The organism is Paenibacillus sp. JT22N1 (assembly GCF_059692155.1).
This window is the reverse complement of sequence record NZ_JCAUAW010000009.1, coordinates 1-17,802: the sequence shown is the minus strand read 5'-3', so window position 1 is coordinate 17,802 and position 17,802 is coordinate 1. Positions and strand designations below refer to the sequence as shown.

The 17,802-nt window shown below is 44.1% G+C and carries 11 protein-coding genes; 9 read left to right on the top strand and 2 right to left on the bottom strand.

Going from position 1 to position 17,802, the window contains the following annotated elements; genetic code table 11:
* Positions 1–53: 53 nt before the first annotated feature.
* The gene (locus tag AC58UU_RS17925) at positions 54–2,603 is read right to left on the bottom strand and encodes a glycoside hydrolase family 31 protein (RefSeq protein WP_497317875.1); all 2,550 of its coding nucleotides are present in this window, start codon (positions 2,601–2,603) and stop codon (positions 54–56) included.
* Between the two features lie 833 nt (positions 2,604–3,436).
* On the opposite strand from AC58UU_RS17925, the gene AC58UU_RS17920 reads away from it, so the two are divergent.
* Genes AC58UU_RS17920 through AC58UU_RS17910 form a run of 3 tightly spaced genes read left to right on the top strand, consistent with a single transcriptional unit; the run spans position 3,437 to position 8,113 of the window.
* Entirely contained in the window at positions 3,437–5,239 is a 1,803-nt protein-coding gene (locus tag AC58UU_RS17920) for a sensor histidine kinase (RefSeq protein WP_497317873.1), read from the top strand.
* Positions 5,236–6,816, top strand: a complete 1,581-nt coding sequence (locus AC58UU_RS17915) for a response regulator transcription factor (protein WP_497317871.1) — start codon at positions 5,236–5,238, stop codon at positions 6,814–6,816. Before AC58UU_RS17920 ends, AC58UU_RS17915 begins: the two co-directional genes overlap by 4 nt.
* Positions 6,817–6,832: 16 nt before the next feature.
* Positions 6,833–8,113: an extracellular solute-binding protein gene (locus AC58UU_RS17910; RefSeq protein ID WP_497317869.1), complete on the top strand. Its 1,281-nt coding sequence runs from the start codon at positions 6,833–6,835 to the stop codon at positions 8,111–8,113.
* Positions 8,114–8,245: 132 nt separating this feature from the next.
* On the opposite strand, the gene AC58UU_RS17905 is transcribed toward AC58UU_RS17910, so the two are convergent.
* On the bottom strand, positions 8,246–8,794 hold the full coding sequence (locus AC58UU_RS17905; RefSeq protein WP_497317867.1) for a GbsR/MarR family transcriptional regulator: 549 nt from the start codon (positions 8,792–8,794) through the stop codon (positions 8,246–8,248).
* A gap of 319 nt (positions 8,795–9,113) precedes the next feature.
* On the opposite strand from AC58UU_RS17905, the gene AC58UU_RS17900 reads away from it, so the two are divergent.
* The 6 genes from AC58UU_RS17900 to AC58UU_RS17875 all read left to right on the top strand — a co-directional run.
* Positions 9,114–10,208, top strand: a complete 1,095-nt coding sequence (locus AC58UU_RS17900; RefSeq protein ID WP_497317865.1) for a putative 2-aminoethylphosphonate ABC transporter substrate-binding protein — start codon at positions 9,114–9,116, stop codon at positions 10,206–10,208.
* Positions 10,209–10,297: 89 nt separating this feature from the next.
* Positions 10,298–11,332 (top strand): ABC transporter ATP-binding protein, encoded by a 1,035-nt coding sequence (locus AC58UU_RS17895; protein ID WP_497318296.1) that lies wholly within the window; start codon positions 10,298–10,300, stop codon positions 11,330–11,332.
* A gap of 13 nt (positions 11,333–11,345) precedes the next feature.
* Positions 11,346–13,046 carry a putative 2-aminoethylphosphonate ABC transporter permease subunit gene (locus AC58UU_RS17890; RefSeq protein ID WP_497317863.1) on the top strand — a complete coding sequence of 567 codons (1,701 nt, stop codon included), beginning with the start codon at positions 11,346–11,348 and terminating at the stop codon, positions 13,044–13,046.
* A 35-nt stretch (positions 13,047–13,081) separates the two neighbouring features.
* Positions 13,082–13,876 (top strand): HAD family hydrolase, encoded by a 795-nt coding sequence (locus AC58UU_RS17885; protein WP_497317861.1) that lies wholly within the window; start codon positions 13,082–13,084, stop codon positions 13,874–13,876.
* Positions 13,866–14,207: a DMT family transporter gene (locus tag AC58UU_RS17880; RefSeq protein WP_171686616.1), complete on the top strand. Its 342-nt coding sequence runs from the start codon at positions 13,866–13,868 to the stop codon at positions 14,205–14,207. Before AC58UU_RS17885 ends, AC58UU_RS17880 begins: the two co-directional genes overlap by 11 nt.
* A gap of 320 nt (positions 14,208–14,527) precedes the next feature.
* Positions 14,528–17,802 (top strand): OmpL47-type beta-barrel domain-containing protein (locus tag AC58UU_RS17875; RefSeq protein WP_497317859.1); only part of this gene is annotated, 3,275 nt, incomplete at its 3' end.

Sequence of the window (17,802 nt, the reverse complement as noted above, 5' to 3'; positions counted from 1 at the left end):
TTGTGAAAAATGGTTTGAAGCGAAAGATAATTAAGGATTACATAGTCTTTTTATTATTGAATGTTTACTTTATGTTTCTCGTTTACAGGGATTTTGACATAAAGAACTTTTTCAGCAGCATCGAAATAGTAACCTGTCTGTTGTTTGTTCAGTTCTTCCGCGCTGCCGACTTTATCGTATTTGTTGTTTCCGGCTTGTACTTTCTTCGGATCTTCGGCATCATGCAGCTTTAGCGTGTAGGACTTAATATCGGATGCGAACTTTTGAGTCTTTTTGTCCTGCTCGAATTCGATATGATTGCCTTTCTTTTCTACCTTGAAGTTGGTTACATTGTATTCGCCTTTTTCGTAATCCAATGTACTAGCATCGTCCTCGTAGAAGCTGTAGCTTGCTTCTTTGTCCAAGTAAGTGTCAAGAATCAAGTTCTCCAGTTTCTTCTCACCCGTATACTGCTCAACTTCCTGACGAGGGATAATGGTATCTTTCTTCACAAAGATGGGCAGCGTACCAAGATCGGCATTTACTGTAATTGTTTGATTGCCGTCAAACTCTTTACCAGTCCAGTAGTCAACCCACTTCTCGCCAGCAGGCAGGTATACTTGACGGCTTGTTTGTCCTTGCGTTACAACAGGAGCCAGCATCAAGGAATCGCCAAACATGAATTGATCCTCGATATTGTACGTGTTCTTATCGTTCTGGAATTGGTATACAAGCGGCTGTTGAACCGGCTGTCCGTTGTCTGCAGATTTCTTGAATTGGTTGTACAGGTAAGGCATCAGCTCATAACGCATGGAAATGTATTTGCGGCTGATGTCTTCGACATCTTTACCGAATTGCCAAGGCTCTTGACCTTTCACAGTACCGTTCTTCGCGCTGCTGTCATAGTGATCGCGGGCAAATGGAAGGAAGGCGCCGACTTCAATCCAACGGGCAAATAATTCAGGTGTCGTGAATTCATCTTGTTTGGCAAATCCGCCGATGTCGTTGCCCACGAACGGAACGCCGGACAAGCCGATATTGGAGTTCATCGGGATCGACATTTGCAGATGCTCCCAATTACTTACGTTATCTCCGGTCCAAAGTGCCGCATAACGCTGCGTACCAGCATACATGTCACGCGTCAAGACGAACGGACGAGTATTCGGCTTATTCTTCAAGAAGCCGTTGTAAGTCGCATCCGCTTCATCGTGTCCATACAGATTGTGATATTCCGTATGTAGCAAGTCGTTTCCTTTGTCCCCTTCAAACTTAACATCAAGCGGCATTGTGTGGTACGGACCGTCAAATACGGCAGGTTCGTTCATATCGTTCCAAATGCCGTCGATGCCTGCGTTAAACAAGGAAGAAAGGCTGTTGCCCCACCAGTCGCGAACGTCCTTCTTATGGAAATTCGGGAATGCGGAAGGTCCTGGCCATACAGCTCCAATGAAGGTAGAGCCATCAGGATTTTTCGCCCAGAAATTTCCTTTTGTTCCTTCTTGATAGACGCTGTAGTTCTCGTCTTGCTTGACTGCAGGGTCATTGATGGCAATGGCGTGGAAACCGTTGTTTTTCAAAGTGCTAAGCGCTTTTTTGAATTTTTCATCCCAAGTGAATACACGGTAGCCGTCCATATAGTCAATGTCAAAGTGCATCGTATCCAAAGGAATCTTTTTCTCGCGGTACGTATTTGCTACATTGACGATATCATCGGCCGAGTATCCCCATTTACTTTGATGGAAGCCTAAGGACCATTGCGGAGGCATCGTGATTTTACCGGTAAGCTCGGTGTATTTATCGATTACGTCGCCGATTTTCGGTCCGTTGATGAAGTAATACGTCAATTTACCGCCGTTGGCATAGAAGTAGTAGTAGTCGTCCTTCTCGCTTGCCATTTCGTAGTAAGAGCGGTTTGTATTATCGAAGAAAATACCATAAGCTTTTTGATCTTTCAGCCCGATGAAGAAAGGGATCGTTGTATATAAATATTTGGTGTTTTTGTTATAAGAGTAAGCGTCCGTGTTCCACATGCCGATGCTTTTGCCGCGTTTGTTCAGTCCGCCGGACTGCTCGCCGAAGCCATAGAAGTTTTCGTTCTTGTCTGTTTTCTTGAACACGTAAGGCTTGCCGTTTTCATAGCCTACGCCTTGCTCGGCGTCTTCGTTGATGACATTGCCTTGCTTGTCCAAAAATTTGATGCCGAACTTATCTTTGCGAATTTGTACGGTAAGCTCGTCGGTCGAGAGGATGTACTCGTCCTTCGTTTCTTCTGTTTTAAAGCGCGGTGTATCCCAATCCTTCTTGGCGATTCCCGGGGAATTATATTCGTCTTCGCCTTTTTTCAAGACGGACACTTTCGCGATATCCTTATCGAGCAGGTGAACATAGCCTACATACTCACCTAAGTTGATTTTGACACCATTTTCTAATTTTTCTACAGATTGAACAGATAATGGCTTCAAGTTCTCTTTATTTAAAGGCGTGTCCGCTTCAGGCTGCGTTTCCGCAAACGCAGTGGTTGGAGGGATTACATTGCTAACGACAGTTCCTGTCAGCAAGCTAAAGCATATCGCAACTTGTGCTAACTTCTTAGAATTATTTAACATCTTGAATTTTTTAATCATTTAATTCACTCCCAGACATTTTTTTTGTGAGCAGCATTACTTTGTGAGCATTACATGAATGACATTGTCTGTTGTGCAAAATATTCGAAGCATATCGAGATTTTGGGTCCCAACAGTCAAGTCGTTTGCGCCGTTGATCTCATCCAACGCACAAACTTAAGACAGACTTCACATCAACCAATCCTTATTCATTGAATGGTTCCTCAGCTTCTCTCCCCTCGTCGATAAGTGGTGAAGCCCCGAATTTTTCGGAGCACACTTAAAAACTAACAGCAAAACGATGGTTGGATCAATGGAGAATAATGACTAGTGTTTATCGAATTATGTCGAAACTTACCTAATGATGTTTAGTGGGAAGCGAGGGAAATGTTTGTGGAAATAGGTTTGAAAGTGAGAAAAGGAGCGGTACGCTTGAGCTTTGACAGGTTTTTAGGTTGCTAAATCACTGCATTTGAAGATCGCTTATTTATCCATTTAGTAGCCAGATAGTTGGACTTATTTGGCAAAATGCAGTTCAGGGGAACTATAGGACTATCGTCTTATGAGTGATTATGGTAGTAACGGTCAACCGCTTATATTTCTATGAAGTAGTTAAATTAAATGCTATCAGAGCAATAATTTACAAATTAATGTAACTAATGAAAATAAAGGACTTTAAATTTCGACATAAACGATTAAACATGTGGGTGGTTAATATTTGGCAATTGTCATTAAAAAAGACACTTTCCTTATTGTATGCGTTTTCAAAGTGTTGTTCCCAACATCCGACATTGGTTTTATGCGCCTAATCATTATACAATTGGTAAATAAGATTCCTGAGGTGGGGGGGCGCTATGTCTCGAATATATCTTTTATTTAACCGTTTTTCTGCCAAAATCATTCTGGCTTTTCTGCTCGTGATTCTGATCCCGACTCTATTTACAAGCGTATTCTTCTACTTTGCTTCAGATTCCATACTAAAGAAGAACGTACGGGAGTCTACCGTCCAAATCGCCAAAAAGACAGCAGATTCACTCTCGTCCATATTAAACGTTGGGAGCGATACCTCAGACTTCATTTATAGCGATCTAAATATTCAGCACGCGGCACTGCATGTAAATAGCAGTAATTCGGAAGAGCAGAGCCGAATGTTTCAATATATGAATACGATGCTGAATAATATTGTATATTCGAATTCTTTCGTCAAAATTGTTTATGTGCTCAAAGAGGATGGGAGCGGGTGGGGAAGCGGCACCTTTTCCGATAGAAAAGTGAAGCGGATGCAGCTATCCAGCCAGAGTTGGGTGAAGGAAGCCAACAGCAAAAACGGCGAATTAGTGTGGCAGGGGATTCAATACGACCTTTTCAGCGGCGGTGGTGTCAATACGGACCTGGTTCTTCCTGTTGGCAGAGTGTTAAAGGATTTTAATTCGTTAAACAATATCGGGTTGATTCAAGTGAATTTGAACGGACGCGCGATACTAAATACGATTGAGGAGTTGAAGCTTGGAGAGACAGGTAAATTCTTCGTCGTGGATGCCGAGGGTAGGGTCATGATTGATCCCGATCTAAGATTGATCAACAAGAAAGTGGAGAATCCCGATTTGTACGGAAACATCGTCAACCATGATCGTGCGGAATTTGAGTTTCGTATAAAAGGAGTGTCGTATTACGGGGTCAAGCAGCTTCTTAGCAATGGTTGGATGATCGTAGGCACTGTTCCGATACATGAGATTACAGGTCCTTTGGACAAGTTTCAAACCTGGATTTTGCTTTCTTCCACTGTCTTCGCTCTGCTCGCAATTGGCATCGGTCTTTTCATCGCCAGCAGAGTGACGAGGCCAATCAATCAGCTGATCCGCGTTATGCAGCTCGTACAAGATGGGGATTTGAAAGTAAGGACTGAGGTTCACTCCTCCGATGAAATTGGCCTTTTAAGCAAACAGTTCAATAAGATGCTTCATGAAATTGAAAACTTGATGCAGCGGGTAGAAGATGAGCAGAGTCAGAAACATGATGCTGAGCTTCGCGCAGTCATACACCGTGTTCATCCGCACTTCCTGTATAATACGCTAAGCACCCTGAGGCTGTTGATCCGCTCGAATCAAAATAAACGTGCTTATCAAGGCCTGTCGGCGCTAACCCGGCTGTTGGAAGCGAATATGGCGAAAAGCGGGAATATGGTTACTGTGGAGGAGGAGCTGGACATCATCCACAAATATCTGGTTATTCTTGAGCTCCGCTACCAGAAGAAATTTAACCTGAAGCTGGATGTTGAGCCGGGAGCTGAGAAAATAATCATCCCCCGCATGCTCCTGCAGCCCTTGGTGGAAAACGCTATTTTCCATGGGATTGTCCCGAAAAATACGGACGGAGAAGTCTTCATTAAGGTTTATCAAACGGAGGAAATGGTTGGATTTATCGTGAAGGATGATGGTCTCGGTATTGATAAAGAGAAGCTGAAGGGGCTAAACGATCCTGAATCCTCTATTGCCAGCGGAGAAATCGGCATTGGCCTGCGACACATACATGACTCATTAAGGCTTCATTATGCCAATCAGTCGGAATGGTCCGTAACAACCGAACCGGATCAGGGAGCTACCATCCGGATCGTGCTCCACAAACCTCATAGAAACTTGGGAGAAGGAGGGGTATGATGTACCGAGTACTTATTGTCGATGACGAACCGGTGATCCGCAACGGCATTCATTCTTTTATTGATTGGCAGCATGAAGGGATGTCGGCGGAAGACGATTGCGCCAATGGAGTAGAAGCGCTGGCTGCCTTGGAGAGCCGTTCCATAGATATACTTATAACGGATATCAAGATGCCTCTGATGAACGGCATTCAACTTATGGAGCAGGCCATACAGCTCTACCCGTCGCTTAAGGTGATTTTGATCAGCAGTTATAATGATTTCGAATATGTGAGAGAGGGTCTTAAACTCGGCGCAGTCGATTATTTGTTAAAGCCAACCATGGAACCGGAAGACCTGCTCGCTGTGCTCAAACGGTGTATAGCCATGCTTGAGGAGGAGAGAAGGAAGGAGTCCGAGCTGAATCAATATCAGCAAGGGGCGATCTACCGTGAGCGAAAAAGCCTCGAACATGAGCTGAAAAAGCTGATCGTCCAAGAACATGCCACTTTAACGGAAGCCGATTGGGTTCCCTCATGGCTGCAGGAACGATACGCCTGCATGTATGTCCTGCTGGATAGTGCAGATGAATGGAGAGAAAATCGCGGCTATCTGTATGTGCAGCTGCTTCTTGAGGAACTGCAGGAGATGTTTTATATGCACGTGCAGGAAGGAGTCGCATTGCTAATGTCCGAAAGCAGTATGTTTCTCATACTGCCGGATCATGATGGAGGAGCTGAGCAGCTCCTCCATCAGTGGAGGGCGGTACTGGAAACCAAATGCGGACTCTCCGCTTCGACCGGGTTCACAATCGAACATGGCATCCGCAGACTGCTCCATGGCTTTGCCAACAGCCGAGCTGCTTGCCAGAGGCGGTTTTTCGAAGGTCTGGGCGGCCTGTATATGACAAGCGGACTGGACAGTGAGCGAACAACACAACCTGCAATAGATGTTATCCAGGATTGGACCCCTTTTATTGAAAGCATTCGTAATGGCGATCCGAGCACCTCGTTGATTGAATGTGCGCTTGAGCGCTGGAGAAGCGGTTTTCTGGATCCGGAGCAAGTGAAAAATGAGGCATGCCAACTTCTCTCGTGCGTTTATCATCTTCAGGCCGACGCGGGAACACTGCTTCCAGAACGGCTTGATTTGCTGCAGCGGGCTGAGACATTGGAACAATTATCAGCCCATTTGATCGGCCAGCTGGAGGAAACCCACAAGCCTGTCCTTCCGAACTTGACGGACAAAGGCTACGGAGGGCAGTTAATTATGAAGGCGCTCGAATATTTGGCTGAGCATTATACCGAGAATTTAACACTGCAGGGTGTGGCGGATATCGTTCACCTGAGCAAGAGTTATTTCAGTATTCTGTTCAAAAAGCAAACCGGCCGCAACTTTATCGATTATTTAATTGAGCTGAGAATACGGGAAGCCAAGCGGATATTAGCGCAAAAAGACAGTAAAGTATACGACGTAGCCGATTCCTCAGGTTTTAACGATGTGAAATATTTCAGTAAGGTGTTCAAGAAATTGACCGGATTAACGCCTTTGCAATATAGAGAAAAGCATCAGGTGTCAGAATCGTATTTCGAATCATAGGAGGGGGAGCTCTATCTTGAAGTGGCGATGGTTATCCCATTTACTGGTTATTGGTTTAGCATCAGGCTGCGGCAATCAATCCGTCATCTCCGATCCGAAGGAAGTCCAAACACTGCATAGGCACGAAGTGCCCGAGATTGCATTTTGGCATACGTATAGCGACGAAGAAACCAGACTGCTTGAGCAAGAGCTGATCCCGTCTTTTGAGCGGGACAACCCGAACATTCGGGTCAAGCCGGTACGCGTAGCGAACAATAACGAATTGAAAAATGCCCTGATCGCGCGGGCATCCTCCAACCGGGGGCCGGATGTGGTACGGATGGATATCGCCTGGGTACCAGAGTTCTCCCAAGATAGCCTGCTTGAACCGTTAAACCAACTGAGCGGTTTCGAGGAAATTAGTGCAAAGTCCCGCCGGCAATCTATGATCGTGGGCCTTTATCATAATCAATATTACTCGCTGCCGTTGAATGTGAATACGAAAGCAGCCATCTTTAACCGCGATCTTCTAAAGCGGGCGGGCTATTCCGAGCCACCGCAAACCATGGAGGAAATTGTGAATCTGGCTAGGAGCAATCACTACACCATCGGTCTCGGCGGTTGGGACGGCTGGAGCACGCTTCCATATATTTATAGTCTCGGAGGAGCTATTACGGACGGAGATTATAAGAAGGCCTCGGGGTTCTTGAATGGAGAGGGAACCATCCGGGCGGTGGAGCAATTGACCGCTCTGTACAAGGAGAAAATTATTGATCTCTCTGTGGTGACAGGCGGAGGCGACAATTGGGGCGGCGTGCAGAACGGAAACATTCTGATGACGGATGAAGGCCCCTGGTTCTACAGTATATTGAATGATGTGGAGATGGATCGGGCTCTTAATCTGACGATGGCTGTTCCTTTTCCAAACGGCAGCGGCCCTTCTTCCATTATAAGCGGCGAGAACATGGTTATTATGAGAGGAAGTAAGCAGCGGAATGAAGCTTGGGCTTTTATGAAATGGATGACGGGCAAGGAAGCGCAGCTGATCATGTCTCGCACCGGATTGATTCCGACCAATATGGATGCGGCGAAAGAATTGACGGTTAATAAGGATTCCTTCATTTATCCGTATATCGTGGCTCTGGATCATGCCTTTTTGCGGCCTCCGGTCAAGAATTGGAGTAAAATTAACGAAGTCTATACCCTATATTTGCGTAAAATATTTTTGGGTGAACTGCCTGCCAAGGATGGCTTGGACCGCGCCGCGGTCGAAATCGACATTCTGTTAGCCGAATCTGATTCGGGAAATAAGGAATGATCGGCATCGCGAATTTCGGATACACTAGCACAATGAAAAAGGGAAACAACAGGAGATGGATTCCTGTTATTTCCCTTTTTTAATTCCATTTTACAGAGGGGGAGATAAGATTCCTGAAGCAGAACCAAGCATTTACGGTGAAGAAATATCATTAAAATATTCCCCTCGCTTCAGGGTATCGACAAACTGCTGAAGCCATTCGTAATAGGTTTGCCCATGCCGAAGCTTATATAAATCTTGAAGAGCAAGATTACGCTCCTGGTCTGTTATATGTTCGTCAAGAATCAATTCTGTCAATTCAGGAAGAGCTTTACTTATGGCTTCTGTCATTACATTGATTTCACGCTGGAGCTTGAGCGTGAAGAAGTTTTGAAACGCAAGAAAAAAATCGACCTCAGCAGCATACAGTTCTTTTCGCTCCTGCTTTTCCTCCAACTTTTTGACCATTTGGGATTCTACCAATGATCTAACCGCATAGCTCATGTTGCTTTTACTCATATTCATTCGAATTTTCATTTCATCGAGAGTCATCGGTCGATTTTCAAAGAACATAATCCCGTACAATTGACCGGATGAATGAGTTGCTCCGTACAAATCCATCGTTTCTGCAATAGCATCAATGATGTCTTGTCTGATACGCACCCTTTGTTCTGATGCGTGATTTTCTTCTTTTTGAGACATTAGAATTTTCACTTCCCTATTTGATAGGCTGAAAGATTCAATAGATTTTGTTTGAATTACTCCTATTATAGCAAAAAAACACTTGTTTAAGACTAGGTTTATGCATTTACATAATCTTTACGCTGAGTTAACGGTCGTTTGACACAAAAGAGATATTCCTATTGTACAATAAATATTGTATTGATCGAATATATGGAAATAATTCGCAATAATATCTTATTAATTCAATATTTATTGAATTTATAAGATCTGCTTTTCGGTTTAGTTAGTGCGTATAGAATCATCTCAAAATTATGATATCGGGAAAAGGGGATTAACAATGAAAACGAAATGGAAATCACTTACGTCTATGTTACTTATTACTGGTTTATTGGCAGGATGCGGCACAGCAAAGCCGGAAAGATCAGCTCAAAACAGCAGCCAACCGAGTCCGGCAACAACAGCTGCTGCAAGCAAACCGGCAGAAATCACCGTATATTCCGCAATGGAAGAAGAACAAATTAAAACCTATCTTACTTCATTTAAGTCTCAGAATCCTACGATTAAAGTGAACATTGTTCGCGATTCAACAGGGATCATGACAGCCAAGTTAATTGCAGAGAAAGAAAATCCTCAAGCCGACGTCATCTGGGGATTGGCAGCAACAAGCTTGCTTGTTATGGATGATCAGAAAATATTGGAGCCTTATGCGCCTAAAGGTGTCGATCAAGTGCTCCCTGAATTTAAAGATAAATCGAGCGTTCCCAAATGGGTCGGAATTGACATCTGGGAGACTGCCATCATTGTCAACAAGGTGGAGATGGAAAAGCGTCACCTGGCCATTCCCCAATCTTACGAGGATCTGGCTAAACCGGAATACAAAGGATTAATCGCTATGCCAAATCCTGCATCCTCAGGTACGGGATACTTAACCGTTAATGCTCTTATGCAACTGTACGGCAAGGATAAAGCGTGGACTTTTATGGACAAGCTGCATGAAAACATGATGGTGTATACCCATTCTGGATCCAAACCGGCGAAAATGGCAGCTTCAGGAGAAGTTCCGATCGGTATCTCTTATGGATACAGCGGCATCCTGGAGAAGAAAAAAGGATCCCCGATTGAAGTCATTTTCCCTAAAGAAGGATCAGGCTGGGATATGGAAGCAAATGCATTAGTGAAAAAGAAAGACATTAAGCCGGAAGCGAAGTTGTTCTTGGATTGGGCGATTAGCGCTGAGCCGATGAAGGAATACAATAAAAACTACGCTATCTTAAGTATTAAACAAGAAGGAAACAAAATTCCTGATGGCTACAGTAAAGATCCGGTATCGCAATTGACCAAGTTGGATTTGTACCAAGCTGCTAGAGACCGTGAATCTGTGCTGGCAGATTGGGCAAAGAAATACGATTCCAAATCGGAGCCGAAAAAGTAGACGGTGGATTACTGCGGGATGCCGATGTTGGCATCCTTCCCATTTTTGGGAATTTATTTGGGGAAATTAATAAAAAAGGGGCATTTGTTATGAAGCAAGGATATTTATCGCTGCGCAACCTTTCCAAGCACTTTGGGAAGCAAACTGCACTGCAGGAAATAAATTTAGATATTCATCAACATGAATTCATCTGTCTGTTGGGGCCAAGCGGATGCGGTAAAACAACATTGCTGCGCATCCTTGCGGGTCTGGAAAAAGCGGATGGGGGCCATTTGACCATTGGGGGAAAAGATATCACCTCTGTACCGGCTGGCAAACGGAACTTCGGCATGATGTTTCAATCGTATGCTCTATTTCCTAATCTATCTGTTTCGGAGAATATTGCGTACGGACTTCGCAATCGGTTAACCAAGTCCCAAATCGAAGATCGCGTGGACGAGCTGCTAGGATTAGTGGAGTTAGAGGAACAGCGCCATAAAGTACCCTCACAATTATCAGGAGGCCAACAGCAGCGGGTAGCTCTTGCGCGAGCGCTCGCATTTTCACCGGATTGTTTGTTGCTGGATGAGCCATTATCCGCACTCGACGCTAAGGTGCGCGTCAAGCTGCGACGTGAAATCTGCCGTCTGCACAGGCAATTTGGGATGACGACAATTATGGTGACGCACGATCAGGAGGAAGCTTTAACTATGGCTGATCGCATTGTAGTTATGAACCAATCACGAATCGTTCAAATCGGCACCCCGAATGAAGTGTATGAACGTCCGAATAGTCCCTTTGTTGCCGATTTTATTGGAGCAGTCAGCTTTATCGAACCGAATAACGGAAAACAAGGGAACCCTATACTAGCTATCCGTCCAGAGCATGTTCAAATGGTTCGGGAAGGTCATGAGAAAGGCAGACAGGGAATCGTACGGGAAATTGAATATCGAGGGACACATTACCGCATGGTTCTAGAATTATTGGATCATCAGGATTCTCCGCTTATTCAATTTCTTACCGTTGATCTGACAACGCAAGCTATGGTGACTTTTAACATCAAACTAAAACAGAAGGTAACATTTAACTTACTGCCTGAACACGTCATCCGGTTTGATAAGGTATCCGATATAGCGGTTGGGTGAGGAGGTGAATGGCATGGATACGTGGTTAAAACGAATACGACCGAATGCTAACGAATGGAGTCAAAACAGTTTCATTTTAATAATGACACTCGCCTTAATTTTTACGATCCTAATGCCGCTTGGTGAACTCTTGATCAAAGCCGTTAGCAATCAAGATGGAAATTTTATTGGACTCGCTAATTTTGCCAAATATTTTTCTACACCGACGCTAGTAACTTCATTATGGAATTCCATTAAGGTTTCATTGATTACAACCGTAGTCGCTGTGACACTCGGATTCGGATTTGCTTATGCGCTTGAGAGAAGCGGAATCCGAGGGAAATGGTTTTTTCGTTCCGTAGCGCTGCTTCCGCTTTTTGCTCCTTCGATGCTGCACGGATTAGCATTAATCTATTTGTTTGGCAATCAAGGACTTATTTCAACTGGGTTCTTCGGTCTGCTGCCTGAATTTCGAATTGAGCTTTACGGGCAGAACGGGATTGTTCTATCTGAAATTTTATATACCTTTCCACAAGCATTTCTCATCCTCTCGGTTGCTTTTGCGAGTTCGGATTATCGATTATATGAAGCAGCAGAGACGCTTGGTGCGTCAAAATGGCGTACTTTTTGGACGGTAACCGTACCAGGTAGCAAGTTTGCGCTCATTAGCACGGTTTTTGTTTGTTTTGTCCTGACGTTTACTGACTTTGGAGCACCTAAGGTTGTAGGAGGACAATACAATGTTCTTGCGACCGATTTGTTCAAGCAAGTGATTGGTCAACAGAATATGCAAATGGGGGCCGCCGTCGGTGTGCTGTTGTTAATTCCGGCCGTGATTTCGTTTGTCATAGACCGAATTTCCCAGCGGAAACAGAGCGGGTGGCTTAGCGCAAAATCAATGCCATATCGAATTGAAGCAAACAAGCTGCGCGACGTCCTATTATTCATTCTTTGTTCGGTTGTATCAGCTGCCATTCTAAGCATTATTCTTGTGGCTCTCTATGGATCAATAGTGAAAGTATGGCCTTATAACTTACAGTTCTCTTTTTCCCATTACGATGGTTTTCTTGACGGGGCGGGACCGTTTGTGAACAGTTTGATTATTTCGGCTGGTGTTGCGCTGATTGGCAGTGTAGTGACATTTCTATTTGCCTATCTCATTGAAAAATCTCGCGGTTATGCATTATTACGCAATGCGGCTTATTTTCTGTCCATGCTGCCGCTTGCATTGCCAGGATTGGTACTAGGTCTCATCTATGTATTCTTCTTTAATAATCCGAACCAACCCTTACATGGGCTATATGGGACGATATGGATCATGATTATATGTAATATTGTACATTTTTATTCGGTTTCATTTTTAACGATGACCTCGGCGCTTAAAAAGCTGGATAGCGAGTTCGAAGCCGCATCAGAAACGATGAATGTACCCTGGTATAGGACAGTTGTCAGGGTAACGCTGCCCATGTCATTGCCGTGTATTTTGGAGATTTGTATGTATTATTTTATCAACAGTATGGTGACGGTGTCGGCAATCATCTTTTTGTATGCGCCAGACTTGAAACCCGCTGCCGTGGCGATTGTTAACATGGAGGACTCAGGTGATATCGCTCAGGCGGCAGCCATGTCGCTGCTAATCATACTGGCTAACCTGATTATGCGAACAGTTGTAATGTTATTGTCCGGAAGGATGCGTCGGCGAACGGAAGCATTATTGGTTAGGAAAGATAGTTAGTTTTCACCTACATGAGGACCTCGGGAGCGATGGGAATGCCAAAATTGATGATTAACAAGAGAAGTTATTCTGTAAAGGGGGTTTTATTTGATAAGGATGGCACACTACTCGATTTTATAAGTCTTTGGGGATATTGGAGCGAGTCGTTATACCGGAATTATTCAAGTAAAGTCTTGGCTGTTGCAACGGATGGGGTCATTGATCCCATCTCGGATTTGTGGGGAACGGTTCATGACGCCGCCGGGCATATGACTGATTATAGTAGAAACGGTCCACTCGCCATGGGATCGATTGGCGATTTGCTTGCTATATTAGCATGGCAAGGCTACCGGCGAGGACTCCCTTGGAGTGAATCCATGCGGATAGCAAGGGATAGTAAGCGTTTGGCGGATGAAGAAATGGAACAGGTTCGCCCCGTTTATCCGCTTCCGGGAGTTATAGACTTTCTGAAGCAATGCCATGATCAAGGAATGCCTATGGGCATTGTAACGGCTGATGAGACGGCGGATGCGGAAAAACATTTGCAGTGGTTGGGCATTCGGCAATTTTTTAAAGTTATTGTCGGGAACGATCTGGTGAAACAGGGAAAGCCTTTTCCCGAAATGGTACATAAGGCTTGCTTAGAGCTTGGATTAGCACCCAATCAAGTGGCCTTGATTGGGGATACCAACAGCGACATGCAGATGGGGAAATCTGCAGGGGTTGCAGCCACTATAGGGGTAATGATGAATCATGCTGCAAGGTCTGGCGATTGCTGGCTCAATGACGCGAGTGTGCTCATCTCTTCGTACGCTGAACTTCACTTGGAGGAATCCACAGATGAAGGGTGAGAGTGGTTTGGGATGGATCCTTTTAATACTTGCCATTCTCTTTGAATTATCGGGGACGACGTCAATGAAGCTATCCGAAGGTTTTACCCGATTTTGGCCATCTATATTGATGTTTGTTTTATACGGCTGCAGTTTTACCCTGCTTAACTTTGCTCTGACCTACATTGAAGTTGGAGTTGCTTACGCGATTTGGTCAGGCGTCGGTATTGTTCTAATTACACTGGTAGGATTTGTGCTTTTCAAGGAATCATTCAATATAACCCAATTAGCTTGGATGGTACTCATCGTTGTTGGTGTTATCGGCTTGAAGTTAAGCAGTAAGGTTCATTGATATGACGGATTGCAGCCTCATGTTTACAATAAATAAACCCGCATTTTACATGTAATTAACCTATAGATCGCAATTTCATTGTACAGTAAATTTTGTACAGAAATGAAATAGTAGATTTTTTAATGTAAACATTATAAATGTAAAAAATTTCTTGAATGTAAGCATCGAAATTGGGATGAGAGAAATTTTGGGAGGTGGTGCTTACGGATTGAGATGGCCTTTATTTATCGCATCAGACTTTGGTGAGTTTTGTTTTTTACTTAATTTTACGAGCTTTTTGAACAGATCCTTAAAAAACTAAAGTATGGAGGTTTTCTGTAGTGAAAAGAGTTATATCCTTTACCCTCGCATCAATGATGTTAATCGGTACGTTATCGAACACCGCAGTAAATGCAGAGAGTGACGTAATAAATGCCAACCCACTTATGGCATCGATTAAATTCGATAATAATTTAGATGACGATGCAAATCAAGGGCATTCGTTGATAGCACATGGAAATTATAGTTATGTAGACGGTGTATTACCCGGTACCAAAGCTCTGCACTTAGAAAGCGGAAACGGCAATTATGCCAGTACGACGCAAAGCTTGAATGTTGGTAATAACAGTTTTACCACATCCTTCTGGTATAAGGGCGACACTAAGGATAATCAGGTAATAGTATCGAACAAGGATTTTAGTAAGAGCTCTAACGCAGGCTGGGCGATTTATACATCAGCCAATTCGGTCAATATGAATTTAGGATTCCCGACCACATCAGTAAAATTTGGGCGCGACACGTTTAATGCTTCCGCTTGGCGTTACGTGACATTTGTTGTAGACAGAGATAAAATGCTCGGGTCGTTGTATATTGATGGTTACGAAATGGCTGAAACTTCGCTGGGGGTCGGAACTTTAGATACATCGAACCCATTAAATATAGGTAGCGACGGATTGGGCGGCAATGGTGGTAATTCATTCGATATCGCTGATCTGAAGGTTTGGAGAGGTGCACTAAGCATTGATGCAGTTCAAGCTAATTATAATGGTTACGGTTTAAATAAAGTAGATATGAACGCACTTAACGACACAATATCAGAAGCAAATACAATAGTAGCAGGCGGTCTCGGCAGCGGCTTCAGCCAAACCGATTTTGATTATTTGAAAAAGGTTTTGAATACGGCAGCTACGGTTGCAACAACGCAAAAAGTAAAATTATATACACAGGAAACCATCAATTATTACGAACGTGAACTAAACAACGCCATATTCATTTATCAAAAAAGCAATAAAACATTAACTCCCGCTGATTTAAATATAGCGGATAGCAGCGACCCGGAAATCTCTGCAAATCCCAGTACAATCGCGCGCGTGGAAGCAGATTATAGAAAAGCCCTGAAAGTATTCCCGCAGGCCGACGTATTGGTGCAGCCTGGCGACATTACCGGCGGTAACAATGCCAATGAATATGTGTGGATGGGTGAGCTTACAAAAGTATACAATAAACTTAAAGATGAGGGCTTATTTAACACTACGAAGTTATATATAGTAAAAGGCAATCATGATATGGGCGGCACCCAAAACTTAATACCTGTCGGTTCGGCGGGCGCGTGGAACGCCTCAACGAATTCGTACGATAACGATTTCTATAACAGTGCTTATAGGGTAAAGATAAAAGGATATAATTTGATTGGTTTTGATGCAAATATTAACAGCAGTAGCACGGTGGGAAAAGCCACCAATTACCTCAACCAAATTAAAAGTGAAGCGGATTATGATCCAACAAAACCCATATTTGCAATGTCTCACTACCCGATAAGCGGAACCGTGTGGGGATCGGCATGGAGCAGCGGTGCAAGTAATAATTTCGGTAAATTTATTGCCGACAATAATTTTTCGCAGGTATTCTATATGTCAGGTCATACGCAATATGACCCGACCGACGAACGTTCTCTCTATCAAGGTGCGGCTTCGTATCTCGATTCCGGTGGTTCGAACTATTCCAGTTATCAAGATGATGGTCCGTTCGGCGGATATATAGAAGGCTCGTATGGAAGCTATCATACCACACCTCGCATCTCGAATTTCATAGAGGTTTACGGTACAAAATTGATCCTCAAGCAGTATAATTTAGCTACAGATGAATTTGTAAGCATACCTCGTGTAGTCAACGTTGGCGAAGGCAAAGATGCCTTTAGCTATAGCAAGAGCGATATAAGAGAACTCATAGTTCCGCAGTTTGATGAGGGCATTAAGATCGATTCCTTGAATGCCAACGAAGTTGCTTTTACAATAAAGCAAGCAAATGACAATGTGCGGGGTATGGAATATAATATTCAGCTTATCAACAAGCTCACGGGGAAAGTGGACAAATCGTTTAACAGTCTTTCGTATCCGATGGATAAACCATACGATGTATACAGGCAATATAAGTTTACAAATTTGTCGCCGGGTACTCCATATAAAATCAGGGTGTTCGCCGACGATTCCGTGTATAACCGTTCGTCGCAGGATATTGAAATTAATGTTAACAGTGTTAATTTAAACAGCATCACTGCGCCTGCATCGGTATCTGCGAACAACGGAACGGCCAAGACAGCGGAAGCTCTTGGATTGCCCATAAAAGTAATTCTTGCAACCGATGGTGGTAATGTGGACGCAAGTGTGAATTGGGATTTAAGCGGCATTAGTTACGATCCGGCTATCAAGACGGTGCAGACCTTCTCGGTGCCTGGGACCGTAACCCTGCCTCTCGGAGTTGAAAACCCGAACAGCGTGCCATTGACAACAAGCATTAACGTTACTGTTAAAGAAGTTGGAGCAGCTTCCGACCATATAACACTAGACAAATCCCAATACATCCAAGGGGAAGCCATTACCCTATCCTATAATGGGGCTGCGTTAAACGGGAAAGATTGGGTCGGCATCTACAGAACCGGAGCTGTTCCTCCAGGTGCCGGTGTATCTTTGATATGGAGTTATTTAAAGTCTGGATCCGGAAGAGTTAGTTTAAACAATGGACTGGCCCCTGGCACTTATGATGCACTCTTTTTGCTCAATGACGGTTATACGGTAGTGGATCGCAAGACATTCCAAGTCGTTCAACGCGTCCCTGTGAGCGGGGTGACTCTTGATCAACAGAAGGTAACAATGACTCAAGGCGAAACCAGAACATTAACAGCTGCCGTTACGCCCGCGAATGCGAACGATACCCGAGTATCGTGGATAAGCAGCGACCCAACTGTTGTATCTATAATCTCAACAGGAAGAAGCGCTTCGCTGATCGGCAATCGTCCTGGGACGGCGACAGTGACGGTCAAAACTTTAGATGGGAATTTTACGGCTTCTGCGAATGTTACAGTGAACCCAATTGAACATCAACCGCCAACGACAACGGACAATGCGCCAAGCGGCTGGGTTAATCAAGATGTCACTGTAACCTTAAGCGCGAGCGATAACGAATCGGGTGTAGCCAATACCTTCTACATCGTAGACGATGGCGCTGAGCAAACGGGAACGACCGTCGTATTGTCGGAAGAAGGCGTGCATAAGCTTGTATATTGGAGTGTAGACAAAGCAGGCAACGTGGAACGGGCACATACAGTATCCGTTAGCAT

Coding starts and splice junctions, on each gene's coding strand:
- AC58UU_RS17925 (WP_497317875.1), bottom strand. CDS start 2,603: ATGATTAAAAAATTCAAGATGTTAAATAATTCTAAGAAGTTAGCACAA.
- AC58UU_RS17920 (WP_497317873.1), top strand. CDS start 3,437: ATGTCTCGAATATATCTTTTATTTAACCGTTTTTCTGCCAAAATCATT.
- AC58UU_RS17915 (WP_497317871.1), top strand. CDS start 5,236: ATGATGTACCGAGTACTTATTGTCGATGACGAACCGGTGATCCGCAAC.
- AC58UU_RS17905 (WP_497317867.1), bottom strand. CDS start 8,794: ATGTCTCAAAAAGAAGAAAATCACGCATCAGAACAAAGGGTGCGTATC.
- AC58UU_RS17900 (WP_497317865.1), top strand. CDS start 9,114: ATGAAAACGAAATGGAAATCACTTACGTCTATGTTACTTATTACTGGT.
- AC58UU_RS17895 (WP_497318296.1), top strand. CDS start 10,298: ATGAAGCAAGGATATTTATCGCTGCGCAACCTTTCCAAGCACTTTGGG.
- AC58UU_RS17890 (WP_497317863.1), top strand. CDS start 11,346: ATGGATACGTGGTTAAAACGAATACGACCGAATGCTAACGAATGGAGT.
- AC58UU_RS17885 (WP_497317861.1), top strand. CDS start 13,082: ATGCCAAAATTGATGATTAACAAGAGAAGTTATTCTGTAAAGGGGGTT.
- AC58UU_RS17880 (WP_171686616.1), top strand. CDS start 13,866: ATGAAGGGTGAGAGTGGTTTGGGATGGATCCTTTTAATACTTGCCATT.